Annotated in this window: 12 protein-coding genes and 1 pseudogene; 3 read left to right on the top strand and 10 right to left on the bottom strand. The window is 64.3% G+C overall.

All coding sequences use genetic code 11. The features are described from left to right. Positions 1-7 precede the first annotated feature (7 nt). Both KIT25_02595 and KIT25_02590 read right to left on the bottom strand, forming a co-directional pair. On the bottom strand, positions 8-4342 hold the full coding sequence (locus KIT25_02595) for a strawberry notch family protein (protein UYN95855.1): 4335 nt from the start codon (positions 4340-4342) through the stop codon (positions 8-10). 210 nt (positions 4343-4552) lie between these two features. Then, entirely contained in the window at positions 4553-6685 is a 2133-nt protein-coding gene (locus KIT25_02590) for a ParB N-terminal domain-containing protein (GenBank protein UYN95854.1), read from the bottom strand. Between the two features lie 374 nt (positions 6686-7059). On the opposite strand from KIT25_02590, the gene KIT25_02585 reads away from it, so the two are divergent. Together KIT25_02585 and KIT25_02580 are read left to right on the top strand one after the other, a co-directional pair. Next, positions 7060-8139: a hypothetical protein gene (locus tag KIT25_02585; protein UYN95853.1), complete on the top strand. Its 1080-nt coding sequence runs from the start codon at positions 7060-7062 to the stop codon at positions 8137-8139. Continuing rightward, positions 8136-8996, top strand: coding sequence for a nucleotidyl transferase AbiEii/AbiGii toxin family protein (locus tag KIT25_02580; protein UYN97799.1), 861 nt, complete (start codon positions 8136-8138; stop codon positions 8994-8996). The genes KIT25_02585 and KIT25_02580 overlap by 4 nt, the downstream gene beginning before the upstream one ends. Before the next feature lie 55 nt (positions 8997-9051). On the opposite strand, the gene KIT25_02575 is transcribed toward KIT25_02580, so the two are convergent. The 8 genes and pseudogenes from KIT25_02575 to KIT25_02540 form a co-directional block, all read right to left on the bottom strand. Then, entirely contained in the window at positions 9052-10050 is a 999-nt protein-coding gene (locus tag KIT25_02575; protein ID UYN95852.1) for a hypothetical protein, read from the bottom strand. A 152-nt stretch (positions 10051-10202) separates the two neighbouring features. After that, a pseudogene (locus KIT25_02570) lies at positions 10203-11263 on the bottom strand (IS3 family transposase). 150 nt (positions 11264-11413) lie between these two features. Next, positions 11414-12163: a TatD family hydrolase gene (locus KIT25_02565; GenBank protein UYN97798.1), complete on the bottom strand. Its 750-nt coding sequence runs from the start codon at positions 12161-12163 to the stop codon at positions 11414-11416. An 11-nt stretch (positions 12164-12174) separates the two neighbouring features. Continuing rightward, entirely contained in the window at positions 12175-13524 is a 1350-nt protein-coding gene (locus KIT25_02560) for a hypothetical protein (GenBank protein UYN95851.1), read from the bottom strand. Next, positions 13521-14441, bottom strand: coding sequence for a hypothetical protein (locus KIT25_02555; GenBank protein UYN95850.1), 921 nt, complete (start codon positions 14439-14441; stop codon positions 13521-13523). Before KIT25_02555 ends, KIT25_02560 begins: the two co-directional genes overlap by 4 nt. Then, positions 14441-16396, bottom strand: coding sequence for an NTPase KAP (locus tag KIT25_02550; protein UYN95849.1), 1956 nt, complete (start codon positions 16394-16396; stop codon positions 14441-14443). The genes KIT25_02555 and KIT25_02550 overlap by 1 nt, the downstream gene beginning before the upstream one ends. A 169-nt stretch (positions 16397-16565) precedes the next feature. Beyond that, positions 16566-17513: a ParB N-terminal domain-containing protein gene (locus tag KIT25_02545; GenBank protein UYN95848.1), complete on the bottom strand. Its 948-nt coding sequence runs from the start codon at positions 17511-17513 to the stop codon at positions 16566-16568. Next, positions 17510-19138 carry a DUF2130 domain-containing protein gene (locus tag KIT25_02540; GenBank protein UYN95847.1) on the bottom strand — a complete coding sequence of 543 codons (1629 nt, stop codon included), beginning with the start codon at positions 19136-19138 and terminating at the stop codon, positions 17510-17512. The genes KIT25_02545 and KIT25_02540 overlap by 4 nt, the downstream gene beginning before the upstream one ends. A gap of 104 nt (positions 19139-19242) precedes the next feature. On the opposite strand from KIT25_02540, the gene KIT25_02535 reads away from it, so the two are divergent. Then, a complete protein-coding gene (locus KIT25_02535; GenBank protein ID UYN95846.1) occupies positions 19243-19434 on the top strand; it encodes a hypothetical protein in 192 nt (63 codons plus the stop codon). The last annotated feature ends 98 nt before the right edge of the window (positions 19435-19532 follow it).

Below are 19532 nucleotides of genomic sequence, written 5' to 3'. Positions count from 1 at the left end.
GGCGGCCTCACGCCGCGACCCGATCGGCGATACGCACGATCGGGTGGCGTTCCATCAGCCCGGCGAGTATCGCGGGACCGGCGGCGCCGGTCGGCACGAACAGGCGCAGCTTCCAGGCGATGATTTCGGAGATGAGGCCCATCGCCTTCAGGCGATCGACCATCCCGTCGGTGAAGCCGCAGAGTTCGACCCGGAACAGGCCCATCACCCTGGCGCGGCGCAGGCTGAGCCCGTCCTGCAGCTCGAGGATGGTTCGACCGTCGAGGACGGCGGTCCAGGCATCCGCCGGTGCAATGCTCACGCCATCGCCGCTGACGGCCTGCGCCACCCAGGCCGGCGAAACCAGCCGGCCGATCACGCGCTCTCCGGCATCCGTCTGCAGGCGGTAAACCCGCATGGAATCATCCGGCAGGCGCTTCCAGATCGGCAGCAGCAATCCCGTGACGACGTGGAGATCGCTGTCGGTAAAGGCAGGAATCTCGACGAGTTCCCGCTTCCAGGCTTCGGTGAACGCGACGCGATCGGCCTGCTCCCAGTGCGTCTGCGCCAGCGCTGCCGACGGCATCGCCGTCCGCTCCATTGGCCGCAGCAGGCGGACACGGCGTTCGACCTCGCCATCGTCGAGCATGACGCTGGCTGCCGGGACTTGCACGGCTGCGCGGCCGGACTGCGCATTGACCAGCAACATGGCGCGCGGATCGTCCGCGCGATCCAACGCTTCGGTGAGCGAGAACGGCCGATTGCGCTCCCGCCGACGGATGGTGGACACTTGGGTCTCCGCGCCGGTCTGCGGATGGACATAGAGCGAGCGCCGGTCGGTCACGACCAGGCTCTCGGCGGTCAGCGTCTCGACGCCGACGTCGTAGGTGCCGGAGGCCTGCGCCCCTTCGATCTTCGCCTGCAGCAAACCCTCAAAGACGCCGAACAGCGTGTTCTGCAACTGGATAGTGAGCGCCAGCAGCCGGTTGAGGAAGGTCGTGATCGGCGGCAACTCCTCGCGCAGGCTGCCGTCCTGGTCGGTCAGATGCAGGCCGGTGACCTCCTCGAAGGCCATGAGCGAACAGCCCTCGACCTGGCCGGCGAACAGCAGGAGGTAGAGCTGCCGCAAGGCGGCACGGCCATAGGGCGATTCGAGATTGTCGTCTGCCCGGAACAGTCCCTGGCCGCCGGTCTGGCGCTGGCCCTTGGTGATGGCGCCGAGCGTGTCGAGCCGGCGGGCGATGGTCGACAGGAACCGCTTCTCCGCCTTAACGTCGGTGGCGATTGGCCGGAACAGCGGCGGCTGTGCCTGGTTCGTCCGATTGCTGCGGCCCAGGCCCTGGATGGCGGTGTCGGCCTTCCAGCCCGCCTCCAGCAGGTAGTGGACGCGCAGCCGCTGGTTCCGGGCTGAAAGGTCGGCGTGATAGGAGCGGCCGGTGCCTCCGGCGTCGGAGAACACCAGGATCCGCTTGCAGTCGTCCATGAACGCCTGCGCTTCGGCCAAGTTGGCAGACCCAGGACGGTTCTCGACGCAGAGCCGGTCCCCCTTGCGCACGATCCGCCGAGACCGGCCGGTGACCTCGGCGACCAGGTCGGTGCCGAAACGCTGCACGATCTGGTCGAGCGCGCCTTGCACGGGGGCCAGCGCGGCCAGCCGCTCGATCAGTCTGTCGCGGCGCTCGACGGCATCCCGGCACTGCACGGGCTGGCCATCGCGGTAGACCGGTCGCGAGGAGAGATTGCCCTCGCTGTCCGTGAAGGGCTCGAAGAGCTGGGTCGGGAAGCTATGCGCCAGGTAGTCGAGCACATACTCGCGCGGCGTGATGTCGACCTGGACATCGCCCCAGTCCTCGGTCGGGATGTCGGCCAGCCGGCGTTCCATCAAGGCCTCGCCGGTGGAGACGATCTGGATGACGGCGGCATGGCCGGCTAAAAGGTCGCGCTCGATCGCCCCGATCAGCGTCGGCGTCTTCATCGAGGTGATGAGGTGCGAGAAGAACCGCTGCTTGGCAGACTCGAAGGCCGAGCGCGCCGCCGACTTCGCCTGCGCATTGAGGGTGCCGCGCTCGCCGGTGACGTTGGCAGCCTGCAGGGCGGCGTCGAGGTTGTTGTGAATGATCTGGAAACCGCCGGCATAGGCGTCGTAGATGCGGACCTGCTCGGGCGTGAGCGCGTGCTCGACCAACTCGTATTCGACGCCCTCGTATGACAGCGACCGGGCGGCATAGAGACCGAGCGCCTTGAGATCGCGGGCCAGCACCTCCATGGCGGCGACGCCGCCGGCCTCGATCGCCTGGACGAACTCGGCGCGCGTGGCGAAGGGGAAGTCCTCGCCGCCCCAGAGACCGAGCCGCTGGGCATAAGCGAGATTGTGCACCGTGGTGGCGCCCGTGGCCGAGACGTAGACCACGCGGGCATTCGGCAGCGCATGCTGCAGGCGCAGTCCGGCACGGCCCTGCTGCGATGGCGCCTGGTCGCCGCGCTCGCCTTTGCCGCCGGCGGCATTGGCCATGGCATGGCTCTCGTCGAACACGATCACTCCGTCGAAGTCCGCCCCCAGCCAATCGACGATCTGGCGGACCCGCGAAACCCTTTCCTCGCGCGCGTCGGTCCGTAGCGTGGCGTAGGTGGCAAAAAGGATGCCCTGCTCGAGCCGGATCGGCGTTCCCTGTCGGAAGCGGGCGAGTGGCGTCACCAGCAGCCGCTCCATACCGAGCGCCGACCAGTCGCGCTGGGCATCCTCGATCAGCTTGTCGGACTTCGAGATCCACACCGCACGACGGCGGCCTTTTAGCCAGTTGTCCAAAAGGATGCCGGCGACCTGGCGGCCTTTGCCGGCGCCGGTGCCGTCGCCCAGCATCCAGCCGCGCCGGAAGCGGACGGCGCTCTCGGCATCGTCGGGCGCAGCCGAGACGAGGTCGAAGGTCTCGTCCACCACCCACGATCCGGCGAGGTGGCCGCTGTGCGCCTCGCCGGCATAGATGACACTCTCGAGCTGGGCATCGGACAGCAGTCCGACGCTGACGGCGTCGGCCGGCAGGTGCGGCCCGTAAGAGGGCTTGGGCGGCGCGACCGAGGCCATTGCCGCGGATTGCACGAGCCGGGTCGGATGCGGACGGGCGCCGGCGATCCGGATCGACTGCAGGTCGTAGCCTTCATACAGCGCCTCGGTGAGGCCGCCGCGCTCAGCCGGCTTCCAGTCGACGGTCTCGTACGCGAGTTCGGTGCCCGCTCGTGCGAGTGAACTGCTCGCAACGGCGAGCGGCTTTCGTGCGGGCCTGCGGCTCGGTCCGACCGCGACGGGATGGATGAGTGCCGGAAGCACGACCGCGCCGTCAACATGCAAGCGCGCCGGTACGCAGGTGGTCACCCACTCAAGCAGCGTGGCAGCGTCGGGCGCCATGCCTGGCGATGCCGGAAAACAACTCGGATCGTAGGCGGGCACACGATCGATGACCGTCAGCCGAGTCTCGACCATGGTGCCGTGACGGGCATAGACGCGCCCATCGACGGCGGCGGTAAACACAACGCGTCCGCGCTCCTGGAGACGGATGAAGGCATCGCGCCATGACGGATGGTCCGGCGAAAGACTGGCACCGGTGATCGCGACCAGCCGCCCGCCCTCAGCGAGGCGGGCAAGTGCGGAGGCTACATGGCGCAGCGCGGCGTCCGCGACAGTACCGTCGACATGCGCCGCGGCCGAGAACGGCGGATTCATCAGCACGACGCTCGGGCGCACGGCATCGTCGAGATGATCGTGGATGTGCGCCGCGTCGTGGTGAGTCGTCGCAGCGCTGGGGAAGAGCCGCCCGAGCAACGCCGCGCGGGTTTCGGCCAGCTCATTCAGGGCCAGCCGGCTGCCCGCGAGTTCAGCAAAGATAGCGAGCAAGCCCGTACCGGCCGAGGGCTCGAGCACGACATCGGCCGGGGTGATCGCAGCCGCGGTGGCGGCGGCGAATGCGAGCTCGATCGGCGTCGAGAACTGCTGCAGCGCCTGGCTCTCCTCGGAGCGCCTCGTATGGGTGGGCAGAAGCGCCGCGATCTTGCCGAGCAATGACAGTTCGGCAGCCGGCGACCCAGCCCGCGTCCGAATGACCAGGCCGAACTTGCGGAGGAACAGCACGGTCGCCGCTTCACAGGCGTCGTAGGCGGTCTTCCAGTCCCAGGCGCCGGCCGCATCGGAGCCGCCGAAGGCCTGCTCCATGGCGGCACGCAGGATGACCGCATCGATGTGACGGCCGCGTTCGACGTGAGGGAGAAGAAGGTGCGCCGCCGCGCCAATACCGGCGGGCAGATCGGCAGAAGCGCAGGCGAGTGAGTGCAGCGGCACCTGCGTGGCCGCTGAGATGGAAAGATTCGACATGAGGAGACCTCGAGAGAGCGGGAACGGTCCGAACCAAGGGGCGCTCTCTCGACCCCGCCGGCTCAAACCCGTCCCGGCCGTCCTCTCCCTCTCCCCTTGGGCATCGGAAGTGACGAAGCTCTCAACGAAAAAAGCCCGGCACAGCGGCCGGGCTTCTCCAACGATTGGCGGCGAGAACGCGGGCGGCCGAAGCCGCCCCGCGGGTCGCGGCTATTCGGCGGCGATGGGATGCGGCTCCGATTCGTCCGTGGCGGCATCCTGGCCATCGCAGTCGGCGAGGAAAGCGGGAAGCTCCTCCACCGTGTCGGTGGGCGTGTTGGACACGTCCTCGCTGTCGGAGGGCCGCAGCGGTTCGGGCAGCCAGCCCGTGCCGTCCAGCAGCCGCTCGGCCTCCTTCGCCATCTCGGTCTTCTTCAGGTGGTCGATGAGCTGCGCGGCCTGCTCACCCTTGGCCTCCCGCACCGCGTCGAGAATACGGGGCTTGGTGACGCGGCCGAGGTAGTTGTCGACGCTGGGCCGCCAGCCGGCTTCCACCATGTCGAGGCCGACGGCGCGGGCGAGCCGGTCGGCCTGGGCGGTACGCTGCTGGACACCGTGCGCCGAGACGCCCGGACCGCCATGGCGGTCGCCCTTCTCGTAGAGGGCGTTCACCCCGAACGAGACGCAATGCGCGAGCAATGCGACGCGACGGGTGTCGTCGAGGGCAGCGAGCCAGTCCCAAAGTGCGTCGTCATCCTTGGGCAACTCGGCCTTCCAGGTCTCGTGCCGCGCGGCGACCGCCTTGGCGGAGGGGCTGTCCTTCAGGTCGGCCGCCTGGACGGGGAAAAACACATGCCGCACCGAGGCTTCCAGGCATGCGCCGGGCGCGCTGTGCTGGAAGGTGTCGAGGCAGAGCTTGTGCAGCAGCGCAGTCAGGGCGACGCGCGGGTTGTTCGCCACCGCATCGCGCAGGGCCAGCGTGCGGTGGGCCGTCAGTTCACCCACGAGCCGCTCGGGCAGCGGCCTGATGGCGTCGTCGCTGCCGTCGTCGTCATCATCGGGCTCGCCGCCGCCAATGGTGATGACGGTGCGTTGCACGTCGGAAGCGGCAGCAACTGTCCCGCCGGCCTCATGGGTCTCCCCTTCCATCGGCCCTTCGCCGCCGGTTTGCATCGACGGCTCATCCTCCGGCCGGACAAAGCCTCGATCGACTGTAAGCTTTCCGTCGGCGTCGATGCTGACAAACGCGCCGGCGCGCGCGATCTCGGCCGGCTCATAGCGCACGGGCCGGTTCTCGAGGGCCGTAAGCGCTGTCTCGATCTCGCCGAGCCGGGCGTCGACCTCGTCCGGCAGCTCGTCGGCACCTTCGTATTCGCCTTCGAGCTTGGCGTACTCAGCGGTCAGCGCATCGAAGGTCATCTGCTCCTCTGGCGTGAGCTCGAGTGTCACGCCGTCGAGTTGCCGAAGATGGCTCGTGTGGCCATAGCGGAAATCGACGGCCACCTCGATCCACTTCCAGCCTTCGGTGGCGATCGCCTGGGCCTCCGCTGCCAGCTTCTCGGTCGCCAACCGGTCGAGCAAGGCGATATCCTCAAGCCAGCCACCGTTGTCGTCCTCGAACAGGTCCCGCAGGATCACGCCACCAGCAGCTTCGTAAGCCTCGGCACCGACGAACCGCGCCCGCCGATCCGAGCCGCGGACGGTGCTCTCGGTGAGCCGGCGCCGGATCAGGTACGGCTCCTTGTCGTAGGATTGCTGAAGCGCCTCCCAGACCTGCTCCTGGCGGGCATGATCGGTGGTGACGGTGAACGCCATGAGTTGCTCCAGGGTCATGCCGTCCTCGGCGTAAACGTCAAGGAGCTTCTCCGACACGGCGGCCAGACGCAGCCGCTGCTTGACCACGACCGGTGCGACGAAGAAGCGGGCGGCGATCTCCTCCTGGCTGGCACCCTTGGCGTACAAAGCCTTGAAGGCACGGAACTGATCCAGCGGATGCAGGGCAACGCGCTGGACATTCTCCGCCAGCGAGTCCTCCTCCGCCGACACCTCGACGTTGGGATCGCGCACGATGCAGGGGATGAGCGCCGTCTTCGACAGGCGCTTCTGCCTGACCAGGCGTTCGAGGGCCCGGTAGCGGCGGCCACCGGCCGGGATCTCGAACTGGCCGGTCTCGGCGCCTTCGGCGTCGACCACCGGCCGGACGTTGAGACTCTGCAGGAGCCCGCGCCGGGCGATGTCCTCGACCAGGTCCTCGACCGAGATGCCCGCCTTCAGACGCCGGACGTTCGACTGGCTGAGCACCAACTTGTTGAAGGGAATGTCGCGCGAGGCGCTGAGGATGATCTTCTGAACGGCTTTTGCCATGTCGGGATACTCCGCGACGGACGGCCGGGAGACTCTCTCTCGACCTGAAAATCCGTCACGGAGGCCGGCGCAGCCCCCTCCCTCTCGATTGCCGGCAGTGCGGGAACGGAAGGCGTGCCAGCCCGATTTCTCTTTGCGAGGGGCCGTCACCGAAGCGATGACCCCCTTCCCTCCGGCAACCGAAGGGCGGCTTCGGGAGGCATCTAACCCCCGTAAGGGGCCGACTAGGGAGTCGTTGCGGCAAAGCCGGATGCGCCCATAGCAACCACTGCTCTTTGCTTTCAGTGTGGCACCGTGTTTCAGCGTTTGTTGAAATAAGGGAAATCACTGAAATCCGATTGACAGGATTTCACCACACCATGTATTTTCAGCGAATGCTGAAAGTGTCCAATTCAGTGAAAGTCCTGGAGCAGCAGGCCGTAAGAGCGCTGACCTCGCTTCTGGAGGAAGTGCCCGCGATCAAAATTCGCGACGTGAGCATCGAGCCAGACGGGCCGGATCGCGGCATCGACATTCTCGCGAGGATCAACGTCTCCGGCCAGCGCTACTCCATCGTTTGCGAACTTAAATCGAGCGGGCAGCCTCGACATGTCCGCACGGGTCTGCTGCAGTTGCGCAACTACGTGGCCCATCACGAGCCGGGCTCTTTGCCGATCTTCATCGCGCCCTACCTCTCGGCCGAAGCGCAAGCCCTCTGCCGGAACGAGAAGGTGGGATTTCTCGATCTCGAGGGCAATGCCCGGCTGGTGTTCGATGGCGTGTTCATCGAACGGCTGGTGCCCAACAAGCCGGTGGCGGCGCATCGCGAACTCAAATCCCTCTTCAAGCCGAAATCAGCTCGCATCCTGCGCGTGCTGTTGCGCAAGCCGGCTCGGCCATGGCGCGTCGCCGAACTTGCCGGCGCAGCCCAGGTCAGCCTCGGCCATGTGAGCAATGTGCGGTCGGCACTGATCGACAATGAATGGGCGAAGCTTTCTGAGGGAGGACTTGTTCTCAGTAAGCCCGACGCCCTGCTCGACGCGTGGCGAGAGGACTACGAATCACCAGTCGCGAGGCGCGAGGGATTCTATACGACGCTGCATGGCCGGCCGTTCGACGAGGCAGCACGCCAGGCGTTAGGCAGCAACTCCGGGAGCGGGCAGATCGCGCTCGCATCGTTTTCAGCCGCGCAGTGGCTGGCGCCTTATGGCCGGACCTCTACGCACTATTTCTACGCCGAGACGGATGCGATAGACCGATTGAAGAGGGACCTGAAGCTGGCTTCCGCTCAAAAGGGCGAGAATGTCGTGGTCATGGTGCCGAAGGACAGTGGCCTCTTCCTCGACGTTGTCGAACCGGCGCCGGGCGCAGTGTGCACCAGTCCTGTCCAGACCTACCTCGACCTCGCGCAGGCGGGAGAGCGGGGCCGGGAAGCGGCCGATCATTTGAGACAAGAGAAACTGTCATGGAAATGACGCCCGGCGAACCGCAATCGGCGACAGACTATGACGATCGGACCACGGCTGCGGTGAAGTCCGTCCTGGTGGAGATCGGCCAGATCCTCGGCGCCTTCAAAGGCAGGTTCGCCGTGATCGGCGGCGCCGTCCCGTGGCTGCTGCTCGAGAATGACGACATGCCCCATGTCGGTACACTCGACGTTGATCTCGGCCTCGATGCGGAAGCTTTGGGTGACGGGGAGTACGCGACGCTTGTGGGGGCCCTCCAGGAACACGGCTACCGGCAACGCGAGGGCCTGCGCCGATTCCAGCTTGCGCGTACCGTTCAGCCCCCCGACGGTGGGCCCGCCATTGAGATCATTGTCGACTTCCTGATGCCGCGTGACGCAGAGATCGTGAAGAACAAGCCGCCCTTGATCAGCAACTTCGCGGTACAGCGCGCAGACGGCGCTGATCTGGTGACGACCTTCTACAAGATGGTGGCGATCGAAGGCCCGATGCCCGAAGGCGGCACCAATCGCGTGGAGGTGGCCGTCTGCTCCATCCCGGCGTTACTCGCCATGAAAGGCCATGCTCTGAACGGCCGGTACAAGCAAAAGGACGCCTACGACATCTACTTCTGCATCCGGAACTACCCGGGAGGTCCCGAGGTGCTGGCTGAGGAATGCAGGGTGATTCTCGCCGAGGGCAGCGGCGAGGCTGGATATCGCTTCATTGACGCAAAGTTCACGACCGTGGATGACTTCGGTCCTACCTGCGTAAAGCAATTCGTTCAGGCGAGTCAGATCCTGGGAGATCGAACGCCGGAACAGTGGCAGCAGGATGCGTTTGGCCAGGTCGACGCTTGGCTGCGCCGCCTCGGGCTTCGTGGCTAGATAGCCTCGATACTACCCTCGTTGCCAACAGCAATCGCTGTCGGGCGATTTCGCTCTATGGCGACAACTCCCGCGGCGCCCTAGGATCAAGCTCTTCCTGTTCAAGCGCCTTTGCCTCATCTGTACAAAGCCAGCGAGCGAGCTCGCCGACATCACCGGTTCTAGTGGCAAGTCGTTGTAGGCCTTGGCGCGATTGCAACGACGCCCCCAACTCCATGGCAAGTAGTGGCTGCATTTGATGCAATAACACTGGAATGCTGAACGCGTCCTCGAGATGTGCGGCAATCCGAACACCACCCGCATCAATGTCGCCCCAATGATAGATGGGCGCATCGGTGATGCTCCGCGCCGCTTTTACCAAATGCATCATGCTGGAAAGAACGTCTCGTGCTGGAAAGCCGTCACTCAGAAGGGCGAGGTAGCATCCTCCAATCTCCGTGCAGTAGCGCCAGAAGCTGGTCGGGTTCTCGATGGTGATGATGTAGTCGACCGGTTTCATCAACGTCGCTTGCTGGGCCGCGGCCCAGGGCAAGCCAATGAACATCTCACCTGTCCCCTCGATCGTAAGGGCGTCGGACGACAAGCGCAGAGGGCCCTTCACCTGAAGGAGGTGCGCCCGCCGGACAATGCCGGAGGCCTCCAGAATTTCCCTCGACTCGTCACCAGCCAGTCCCGCGTTCCGCCGCTTGAGCAGTTGAGCGATACGGCCTTCGAAGCGCTCCAAAGCCTTGCTGTCTTTCACGGTACGACGCGAAAACGTTCGATGATCGACGTCTCGGCCCGCGAGATGGACGATCCCATGCGCCAACCGCATCACTATGATGAAAGTATCCGCTTGGGTAGGCGAAAGGCCAAGATAGTTCTTATTGCTTCGCCAGGCTGCAATTGCGTCGCGCACGACCTCTGCAAAGAACGGCTCATTCAGAATATCGGGAATCGCCGCGTCGATCTTCTGGCGTGCCGCGTCGGCAATCGTTCCGGCCGGTGAACGCACAAGGAATTGGTACAACTTGTCTGCATCGAGAAGCTGACCTGCCCTGATTTTTCGGACCACGGCTATGTTGGAAGAACCGGCGTCTCCTGGTCGTTCGATTGTCCCTTCAAGGACGGTGATGCAACGGGCCGGGGCGCGAAGTCCCCATGTCGCGCAGCGTCCCGGCCCGTTGCGGAAGCGGGAGCTGCGTTGGTCTGTTGAAGCTTTGCGGCGAACTCGGCCGGCGTCAAATATCCGAGACTCGAATGTGGACGCACCTCATTGAAGTGCTTGCGCCAGGCTTCGATGACGACCTTGGCTTCGCCACGAGACCGGAACCACTCCATGCTCAGGCACTCGTCGCGGAACTTGCCATTGAAGCTTTCCAGCGCGCCGTTCTGCCACGGCTTGCCGGGATCGATCAGGGCGGTCTCGATGCCCTGCTCGACGATCCACTTCAGCAGCGCCCGCGACACGAACTCCGGGCCGTTGTCCGAGCGCAGGTGAAGCGGCGTGCCTCGCTCGCTGATCAATCGCGACAGCACTTCGATCACACGGCCCGAGCGGATGCGGCCGTCGACCTCGATCGCCAGGCCCTCTCTGGTCCACTCGTCGGTGACGGTCAGGCACTTGAGCTGCTGGCCGTTGGCGCACCAGTCGAACACGAAGTCGTACGACCATACCTGGTTCGCCCCAGTCGGGGCCTGCGGACGCGGCCGTCCGGTAGCGATCCGCTTGCGCGGGCGCCGACGCGGCACCTGCAGCTTCGCGCGCCGCCACAGACGATGTGCCCGGCCGGGACTCATCGGGTGGCCATCACGGCCAAGGAAGATCCGGATGCGTCGGTAGCCGTAGCGCGGATACTGTGCCGAGAGCACAGACATCCGCGCCACTACCGGCTCATCCTCGATCGCCTTGGTCGATTGGTAACCGAGCGCCGAACGGGCAACCTTCAGCAGCGTGCAAGACCGTCGTTGCGACAGGCCGCGGCGTTGTGCATCCGCCACCTGCTCGCGACGGGCCGGCACGCCTACCATTTTTTTGCAGCGATCTCCTTCATCACCTCGATCTCGAGGTCACGTTCCGCCACCAGCTTCTTCAGCCGCGCGTTCTCCTGCTCGAGCTGCTTCAGACGCCGAACGTCATCCGGCTGGAAAGAACCGAACCGCTTCTTCCAGGTGTAGATCGCCTGCTCGCTCACACCGTGGCGCTTGGCCACCGTCGCGACAGGATCGCGATCCGTCTCCCGCAAGATCCCCACGATCTGCTCTTCCGTGAACTTCGACTTCTTCATCCTGCCTCCTCGTGGAGGCCAGTCTCTCAACTAACCGATGGCACGAAAACCCTGGGGCAGGTCATGCCCGGCGGTCGAAGTCGAACTCATACGCGTGCGGTTGCGGCACGAATCCACGCGAGGAACTCGTGCCCACCTAAACATCGGCCGCTATGGCACTTCATCTTGCAGGGTTTTGAGGTTGGCACCGATCCGGCGTCCAACCTCGGCGGCTCCCAAACCATGCAGGCTCGCCAAGCCTTCGACCGCTTGCCAGACATCAATGGGCTCAGAAGGGCGACCAGCGGTTCGGGTGAATGGGCCATCGGTCTCTGTCAGGACACGACCTAACGGGAAAGTGCGGTTCGCGACGGCCCGATTTTCATTCGTGAGCATTTCGGCGTTGACCGAAAAGTAGCAACCGAGGTCGACGGCGCGTCGGATTTCGGCCGCCGTCCCGGTGAACCAATGCAACACCACCCGGCCGCGAGGCGGCGGCAAATACTTCTCGATCATGTCGAGCACGATCTTCGTCGCGCGAACGCTGTGCACGGTCAGGATCTTGTCGGACGCCGCGGCGCAGGAGGTAAGTACCTCTGCGAAAACCTCCTTCTGCCGGTCGAACGAGCGGTAAAATCTGGGCCCTGCGTCGAGCCCGACCTCTCCGACGTAGCGTGTCCGCGGCAGCAGCTCCCTCCAGAGCGCAATCTCGTGGCCACGCTCGGCGACGAGCTGCGGATGAAGGCCCAAAGCAGCGCGGACGTGGCGCGTCGCTGCGGCGAGTTCCTGATTGCGGGGCCAAGCCTTCGGCGTCGTTGTCACGGCGAGCGTGAAGACACCTTCGCGCTCGCACCGTGCCACCGCTTCGGCATGGTCGGGATAAAGGTCGAGGTGGCAATGGAAGTCTACGAGTGGGCACACTTTATCCGAAGTCACGTTGGAGCCGTCTGAACACCGGTCAAAAGCCGGGCGACCTCCTCGAGCCCCCGACGATACACACCGGCCAGACCGTCGTGTCGGTCCGCATCGTCGTAGAGTGGCCCGGGCTTATGGATCAGCACCTTGGCAAGATCAGGACGGGCGGCGAGACGCGCGATCGCTATCTGAAACGAGCGGACCTGCTGACCTGCCGCCTGCTTCGTGTCGAGGGTACCGGCGCGGAGATTCGGAAGCGTATACGCCGTCGAGTCGTTCGGCTGGAGAGCGGCGCGCCGGATCAAACAGGGCAGACAGAAGCCACAATGGCCTTGCGGTTGCTTTGTCCAGCGTCCCTTGCTCGGCGACGAACACGACAAGGACGACGGCGCGAGCTTCGACAGCACGGCCGGGTTCGCACAGGCGGCCACCATTTCACCCTTGGTCTTGTCCCAGTACGGATTGTCGATGCGACCACCGATCCCGAGTGCAGTCAGCATGTCGTTCCAGCGCGCGATATAAAAGGGGTGCGTCGTCCGCGTGCTGAGCGCCCCGAGCCTCAGGCGGTCGAGCGGCACATTGAGCGCGATCAAACCATTCTCCGGCACCTTCAGCACGAACGGACTCGCCAAGGATGTTCCGGCCGTCACCCCAAGAGAGAAAAACAGGAAGGATCGGCCGCGTGTCGTATCCTCGGACGCCACATCACCAAACAGACCAGCGTCGAAGCTCATCCAGACCCGGAGCCGATTGAAGGCGGACCCGGGGTATGCGGCCTTGAGGCCGTCGAAGCAGCGCTCTTGCGATTTGCTCACCAACCCTTCGCCTGCATGGCTCACGAGTAGCGGCGTTCCCTTACCTTCAAGGGTATCGATCGCTCCGATCAGGCTGTCGAGACCGCCTGAAAACAGGCTGACACCGTCAAACGGGGGCGGCAGCAGAGTTGGCGCGACGGCTGGCACGATCGTCTTAAATGCCTTCGGTCGTTTCCGGAACCCAACCTCCCACCGATCACCGGTGAGAAAGTTCAGCGCCCGCACGAGTATCGGGGCCACGGCCGTCCATCGGCCGATATCGCTGACCGGGATGACCAATCGAATCTCACGTGTCCAGGCGTCCTGCGACTCGCTGGAACGGGATAGCCGGGTGTCCGCCGCGTGGACATGTGCAGCGACGACAAGCAGGTCCGCGCCCATCTCGCTCGGCGACAGAGACAGCGCCTTTAGGTCGTCCAAGGCCCGCCCAATCCCATGGTCTAAGCGCTTGCCGGTGATCAGCTGAAGGGCCGAAGCGACCTCATCACGCGCTTTGGGCACGCGGGCTTTATCGTCGGCGCCGAAGCGCCCGATCAAGACGTGCCGCCTCATTCACCCGCCTCCGTATCGCCCATCGTCTGAAGGACCTCGAACGCGGACTGGTAGACTGTCGTGACGAAGCCCGTGACCGCATCGGGCGACAGTGCCTGGATGTTGACGCCGGCCGCGTTGATGGCGTCGCTGACACCGCGTTGGATGAAGTCCCGAAGCTGCGCTTCGACGCGCGCCGCCGCACTGGGGTCCGCCGGCAAGGTGACGACCTTGGTCCCTATGTCGTTACACAGACGAGCTTCGATCGCATGGGTCGCGTAGAGCTCGAACACCGTCTGGATCTGCGCCGGAGTCAGGGCATCGATGTCGGTGATACCTGCGCCAGCGAGGTCGGCGATCGTCTCGATGAACGCGTCACGGGCGATACCTTCATCAATCGACCCGCCTTCTGGACAGATATAATCCGCGAGCCCGGCGAACACCTCTTCGATCGGCCGTCCGGCCAGGCTTTCAAGGTTCAACGCCCTCAGGGCCTCGCGGGCACCGTTGACGCTCGCGTCGTTCAGGAAGCGGACCAATCCAGCCCCTGCGCCTCGCGACGAACCCATGCGCTGGGCGGCGCGACGGGATCCGCCCGCCGAGGTCGACACATAGCGCGAGACTGCGCGCCCCAGGCTACGGCGATCGGTCGCCCCCGAACTGGCGAACCGCGAGAAACTGGTGCGCGCACTAGTGAAACGGTCAGACGCCCCAGCTACCGGGATGACAGGTCGCGGCACCGGCGCCAGCGGGACCGCGGGCGGCGCACCGATCGCGGGAGTCGGCGTGACCGCAGGTAGCGCACTCGCGGGAGTCGACGTCGACCCATCGCTGGGCGGCGTGGCGCCGCCTCCCGCACCGCCGCCGTCGTCCCGCAACCAACTCGGGATCAAGGGCGTCCCACCGGCGGCACCGCCATATGCATTCGAGGTTCCCATCAGCGGCGATTCCCGCGCGTGCGCAGCGCCGCCGCCGCCGTTGTCTTCAGGAACGAGCCCTTGGATGTGGACCAGGTCTTCAGAAGCCGCTCGAAGCGGGCCACCGATTCCCCCTCCTTGATCACGCCCTCCCAGCCGGACGCCGGCCACGGACCGCAGCGGTCTGCCGGGAGAGCCTCCAGGAGATCGAGGAGATTCGGCTGCAAGGTCGGATGGGCGCGCACCAGAACGGCGACACCATCCACGCCCGGCGGCGCCGTCTCGAAGGCGTCGCTGCCCATGACACGGCCGCGGAGTTCTTCGAACACCTGCGCCGCTTCCGCGGGCACGAGCTGCTTCAGCTCCCCTTCGAAGGCCTGCACGGCAAGCTTCGACCCGAGCAGCTTTTCGACCACAGCGGCCAGGCGACCCAGCACCGACGCCGCCCCGAAATAGTCCTTCCGGTCCTTGGTCACGAAGAGGTACGGGCGGAGATCGACCTCGGCCAAGGAAGGCGTGAGGCGCGCCCAGGCCCGGATAGCTTCTGCCGCCTTCCATTCCGCCAATACGGCGCTGTCCTTCGCCACGGCGTCCGATTCGGCGGCGTCGTCGTCGACCGCCACCTTCGAACCGCTGCGCTTGCGCTTCGACGTATCGGCCCCGTCGGCGGCTGCCGTCTCAAGCGCCGTGAGGTCCGCGCATCGTCCATCGGAGCTGCGAGCGGCGGAGCTCGCGATCTGGTCGAACAACCGCGACATGAAACGCTCGGCCAACATGAGCTTCGCCAGGACCGGGAGCTTGACCTCGTCGCCGAACCCACGTGCCAGCGCCGTCTGGTGCCGCAGCATGAGCGTGTTCAAAAACCTCTTTATCTGCCGCGGATTGCCCTGGGTGCCGCTGGCGAGGATGGGGCCGATCTGATCGCTCAGCGTGAGCGCGTTCTGAACGTCGCTGGCCTTGTCGCCGAGGGCGGTCCTGACGGTCTGCGCATCGAGGCCCGCCGTCGTCCACGGCCTCTTGAGCAAACTGCGCGCCGCATCGATCAGTTTCGCATAGTCGACGTCATCGTCGGCGAGTTCCGCCCCGATCAGGAGGAGCGTGACGTAGATACGTGTCTCGGTCTCCCCGAGCGCCGGGATGCGGAACGGTATCTGGATCAACTTCTCAAGGTAGTTCCGCGCGTAGTCGCGGGGTCCGGTCGTGTCCGGCAGCTCGGGGAAATGCTTGCGAACCGAATATTCGATCATCGCCTCGTCGGCGGCCACGACGAAAGCGGTGCGGTCGGTGAATACGAACAGGCGGACCGCTTCGAGCGTTTCGATGGCGGTGTCGGGAAGGCAGCGATCGAGATCGTCGATCAACACGATCAGTTGGTCGATACCGGCCGCCTTCAGCAGGCCTGTGAAAGCCTTTCGGAAGGCCTCGATCTCTTCCGGAACGTTCTTCGACTCGGCGGGTTTCAACAGCCCCTGCACGCCGTCAACGGCCTTGTCGTAGTTCTCCTTGGTCGCGAGCTTGGCGGGATCGGCGAAGACCCCCTTAACGGTGTCGACGACGGCGCCGATTTGGTCGGCCGTTGGAATGCCCGTCATGGCGGTGAACGCCAGACCCCCGCCGTGGCGTGCGATCTTGAGCCAATCGATCCGGCGGAAGATATCTGTAACCGCCGCCCCCGCCTTCGACAGCAGCGGACGCTTCTCAAGCAAGCCGGTGACGATGCCCTCGATCAACGCGATCTTGGCGTCCTCGAAACCCTGGAACCGCCATCCGTTGAACTTGAGGCAGAGGACGCCGTTCTGGTCCGCGAGGCCACTCTCGATCATCTCAAGGATGCTGGACTTCCCCGCGCCCCAATCGCCGTGAACGCCAATCGTCACCGGGCGCTCCGGTTTCTCCCGCAGCAACGCGATGATGGTCTTGGCGATCGCTTCGTTGTTAAGGAGATCGACCTTCGTTTCGTTGTCGGTCAGTATCACTCTGTTTCCCCCAGCCGACGCTCACGCAGTCTCGCGACGACTAATATTTCTTTACAACTGACGCTGCCGTAACGCAGGGCTTTTCGCCAGGCATGCTCTCGCAATGCTACCTGTTCCGAATAGACTCCGCGCCTTATCAGACCTTGAGGTCGAGCCCACAATCTCCAACCTATGAAAGCGCGCTGCGGAGCGATTGCAACAACGCTTCCGCTTCGGCGATCTTCTTCAGGATATCCGCATCCCCTTTGAGTTCCTGCAGGGCCGAGAAAGGGACCTTTTTCATCGCGTCGACTGCAGCTTCAAGATCGCCGGAAAGTCCGCCCTTGACTGGCTTGGGCGCGGGTCCAAGGCGCAACATTGCCGACTCCAAATCTCCGGCATCGCTCAGAAACTGCGAACGCGCGACGGGGTCGGGCAAGATCGTGCGGAGCTTCCGAAGGTCTTTGGAATTGGTAATGCGCTTCTGGTTGACCTTCTTGACCACCGCCTCAATGACACTCGGCGTCAGTAGTTTCTTGCTCACCCCCATCAACTCACGTGACCAGGTGATTGCGGCGCTGGGGTCACGGAGACTAGTAAATTTTTCCGAGAGTTCGAACACGTCGACTAACTTGTCGAGCTCACGCACTGTGATGCCGAGGATGTTGGCCGCGCTCGACCGGCCCATCAAGTCGACCAGGCGATAGGCCACCATTTCCTTTTCCTTGGCGTCCCATTCTTTCCGCTGGCGATGGATGTAAATCCAGACCCGAAGTCGGTCCTCGTCGCTCAATGTCCGGTCGGTAACCTCGATTGGGATCTGCCGATAATCTTCCTTCCCTTGATCCACTAGCACCCGTGAGTTGGTCCACCGGCGATCGCCGTCGATGATCCGGAACTTTCCGGGTAGGTCAGGATGGGGCTCGACAAGTAGGGGTTCGAAGAGGCCGCCATTCGCTTCGATCTGCCGCTGCAGCTCTTCATCGATCTTCGGACCCATGCGGGGCTGCTTTTCGTTCGGCACGATGTCCCCTATATCGGCCTTGGTCCGGTATGTGCGCAGGACGGTACGGTCGAGCCGACGCTCCTGAAGATTGATGACATTGTTGCGGTCGGGAATGACCTGCGGGTTCGTCATTGAGGGCTCTCCGGCGAGGTCGCCGTACCGATGATCGAGTCGATCTGATTGCGCAATTCAGCCTGCACTTTCATGGCCGCGCGTATGGCAACACCTTGCTGTTTCCAGACGTTTTCGTGGGCTTTAACCTCCTTCGTCTGAATATCCAGCAGCGACTCCGCCAATTCGTCGAGCCGCGCAAACGAGTCGGCGCACTGCTGAGAATTGATGAAGCTGTACAGGGCTGCGGTCTTCTGGGTCCGTTCGGCGTTGCTCATGCGCAGGGTGTGAGATTGAACCAGATGGGCGCGAATCAGTTGGATGAGGGCGACAACCCGCGCCGGGCTAGCGATCACGACGCCGTCCTGTATATGCAATTGCCGGGCGCCGGCCGGGAACTTGCTGGACGACAACACGGCATGGTCGGCCTGGGCACTCAACTGGTCTGACCGCAATTTGGTCACGAAATCTTTCCGCCATGCGTTGTGGTTCTTCGAATCGTAGATGATCGTGCCGCACTCCTGTCCGTTGTGCATGACGGTGTGCAGGATGTCTGCGCCTTGCTGCCCCTTGGTCACGCGCACGATGCGATCACCGTCGAACTCAGCCTTCAGCGCTTCAAAAAGATTGATTTCGGCGCCTTCGCCGAGCTCCTCAGCGGTCTTCTTCTCAAGCGCGCGCTGCAGTTCTTCGACCTTGTTGGCCAACTTCTGGCGCTCTTCAAACGTGGCCGACTTCTCGGCGTTGATAGCGGCTGTCTTGTCGGCCTCCAGGGCCTCGCGCTGTTCTTGCAGTCGCTCATTGAGCTGGGCTTCGTGAGATTCCTGGAGGCTTTTCGCTATCGCCTCCGCAGCGACCGCCTTGGCTTCGGCGTCGGCTTTGGCCTGTTCGGCGGCGCCAATCTGCACCTTGGCCGCGGCCTCGGCGGCCGCGCTGACTTCGGCACGAATCTCCACTTCACGGGCGGTCGCCTTTGCCTGGGCCTCTGCCAGGGCCTGTTCGCTGGTCAGTCTGGTTTGCGCCAGTTCCGCTTTCAGCGCCTCGCCAGCGTTTTCGGCCGTCACTTTCTGGGCCTCGACTTCCGCCAGCAGGCTCGCGGCCGCTTCCGTGGCGATGCGCGCCGCCTCTGAGCGGATCATGTCTTCCTGCGCCGCCGCGTCCGCCTTTAGTTTCTCGATCGCGTCGGTCGATTCGCGCTGAACCTGTTCGAGTTGGCCCTGAAGCGCAGCCTTCGCCGCCTCAGCGTTTGCCTTCTCGGTAGTGACCTCTTCGGTCTTGGTCTGGAGCGCCTCTTGGGCTGCGATACGGGCCGCTTCCGCCGCCTCGACTTGTGCCTTCGACTGGAGTTCAGCAGCCAGACGGGCCTGTTCTCGGGCCTCAGCGATTTTTTGGTCGGCCTCTAGCCGTGCACGCTCGAGGGCCTCTGTCTTTTCGGCGTTGAACTTCTCCTGCAGTTGCGCGGTGATCGTGGCAGACTGCGCCTGCTCTCGCGCCTGCAACCGTTCGGCGATCTCGTCGGCACGGTCGTGCGGGATAGGCTGCTCGCAAACCGGACAGGCGTCGTCGACAGGATGAAGGTGATGGATGGGATTGGAACGCACGGTCGACGCTGTTGAGGTTTGCGGACTCGCCATGATGGCCTCCATATTTTTCTAGGTCCCATTTTATCCTAATTGAACCTGAAGTCAACTTCCGCATTGGTCCCATGGTCGGGCGGGATGATCCGCGAGCCGACATTGGAGGTGTAAAAGTGAGCAAGACCTACAAGCCGGGGGAGCAGGCCCCGATCTCGGGCGAGTTCGGTATCGTTGGGCCTCGCGGCGGCGAGACCGGTCAGGAACGGACCGCCATTCGAGGGCGCCCTCTCCCGCCAAAGCCCAAGCCCGGCCAGCGCTACGTCATTGATCGCCCTGCTCACAACGGGGCGGGCAAGCCGAAGTGAACGAGGAACGGAGCCGGCGCCAATGCCCTAGGTACCGGCTCCAATCACCTTACGGAATTGCCCAAGGGCTCTAACCGCTGCGAAGGATGGTCTGGGCA

Source organism: Enhydrobacter sp., from assembly GCA_025808875.1.
Lineage (GTDB): Bacteria > Pseudomonadota > Alphaproteobacteria > Reyranellales > Reyranellaceae > Reyranella.
Note: the sequence above shows the minus strand (reverse complement) of the source record. Positions and strands in the feature narration are given on the sequence as shown.

Bases quoted from the DNA above. Each gene is read 5' to 3' on its own strand.
- KIT25_02560 (UYN95851.1), bottom strand. From the start codon at position 13,524: ATGAGGCGGCACGTCTTGATCGGGCGCTTCGGCGCCGACGATAAAGCC.
- KIT25_02540 (UYN95847.1), bottom strand. From the start codon at position 19,138: ATGGAGGCCATCATGGCGAGTCCGCAAACCTCAACAGCGTCGACCGTG.
- KIT25_02555 (UYN95850.1), bottom strand. From the start codon at position 14,441: ATGGGAACCTCGAATGCATATGGCGGTGCCGCCGGTGGGACGCCCTTG.
- KIT25_02545 (UYN95848.1), bottom strand. From the start codon at position 17,513: ATGACGAACCCGCAGGTCATTCCCGACCGCAACAATGTCATCAATCTT.
- KIT25_02580 (UYN97799.1), top strand. From the start codon at position 8,136: ATGACGCCCGGCGAACCGCAATCGGCGACAGACTATGACGATCGGACC.
- KIT25_02590 (UYN95854.1), bottom strand. From the start codon at position 6,685: ATGGCAAAAGCCGTTCAGAAGATCATCCTCAGCGCCTCGCGCGACATT.
- KIT25_02595 (UYN95855.1), bottom strand. From the start codon at position 4,342: ATGTCGAATCTTTCCATCTCAGCGGCCACGCAGGTGCCGCTGCACTCA.
- KIT25_02585 (UYN95853.1), top strand. From the start codon at position 7,060: ATGCTGAAAGTGTCCAATTCAGTGAAAGTCCTGGAGCAGCAGGCCGTA.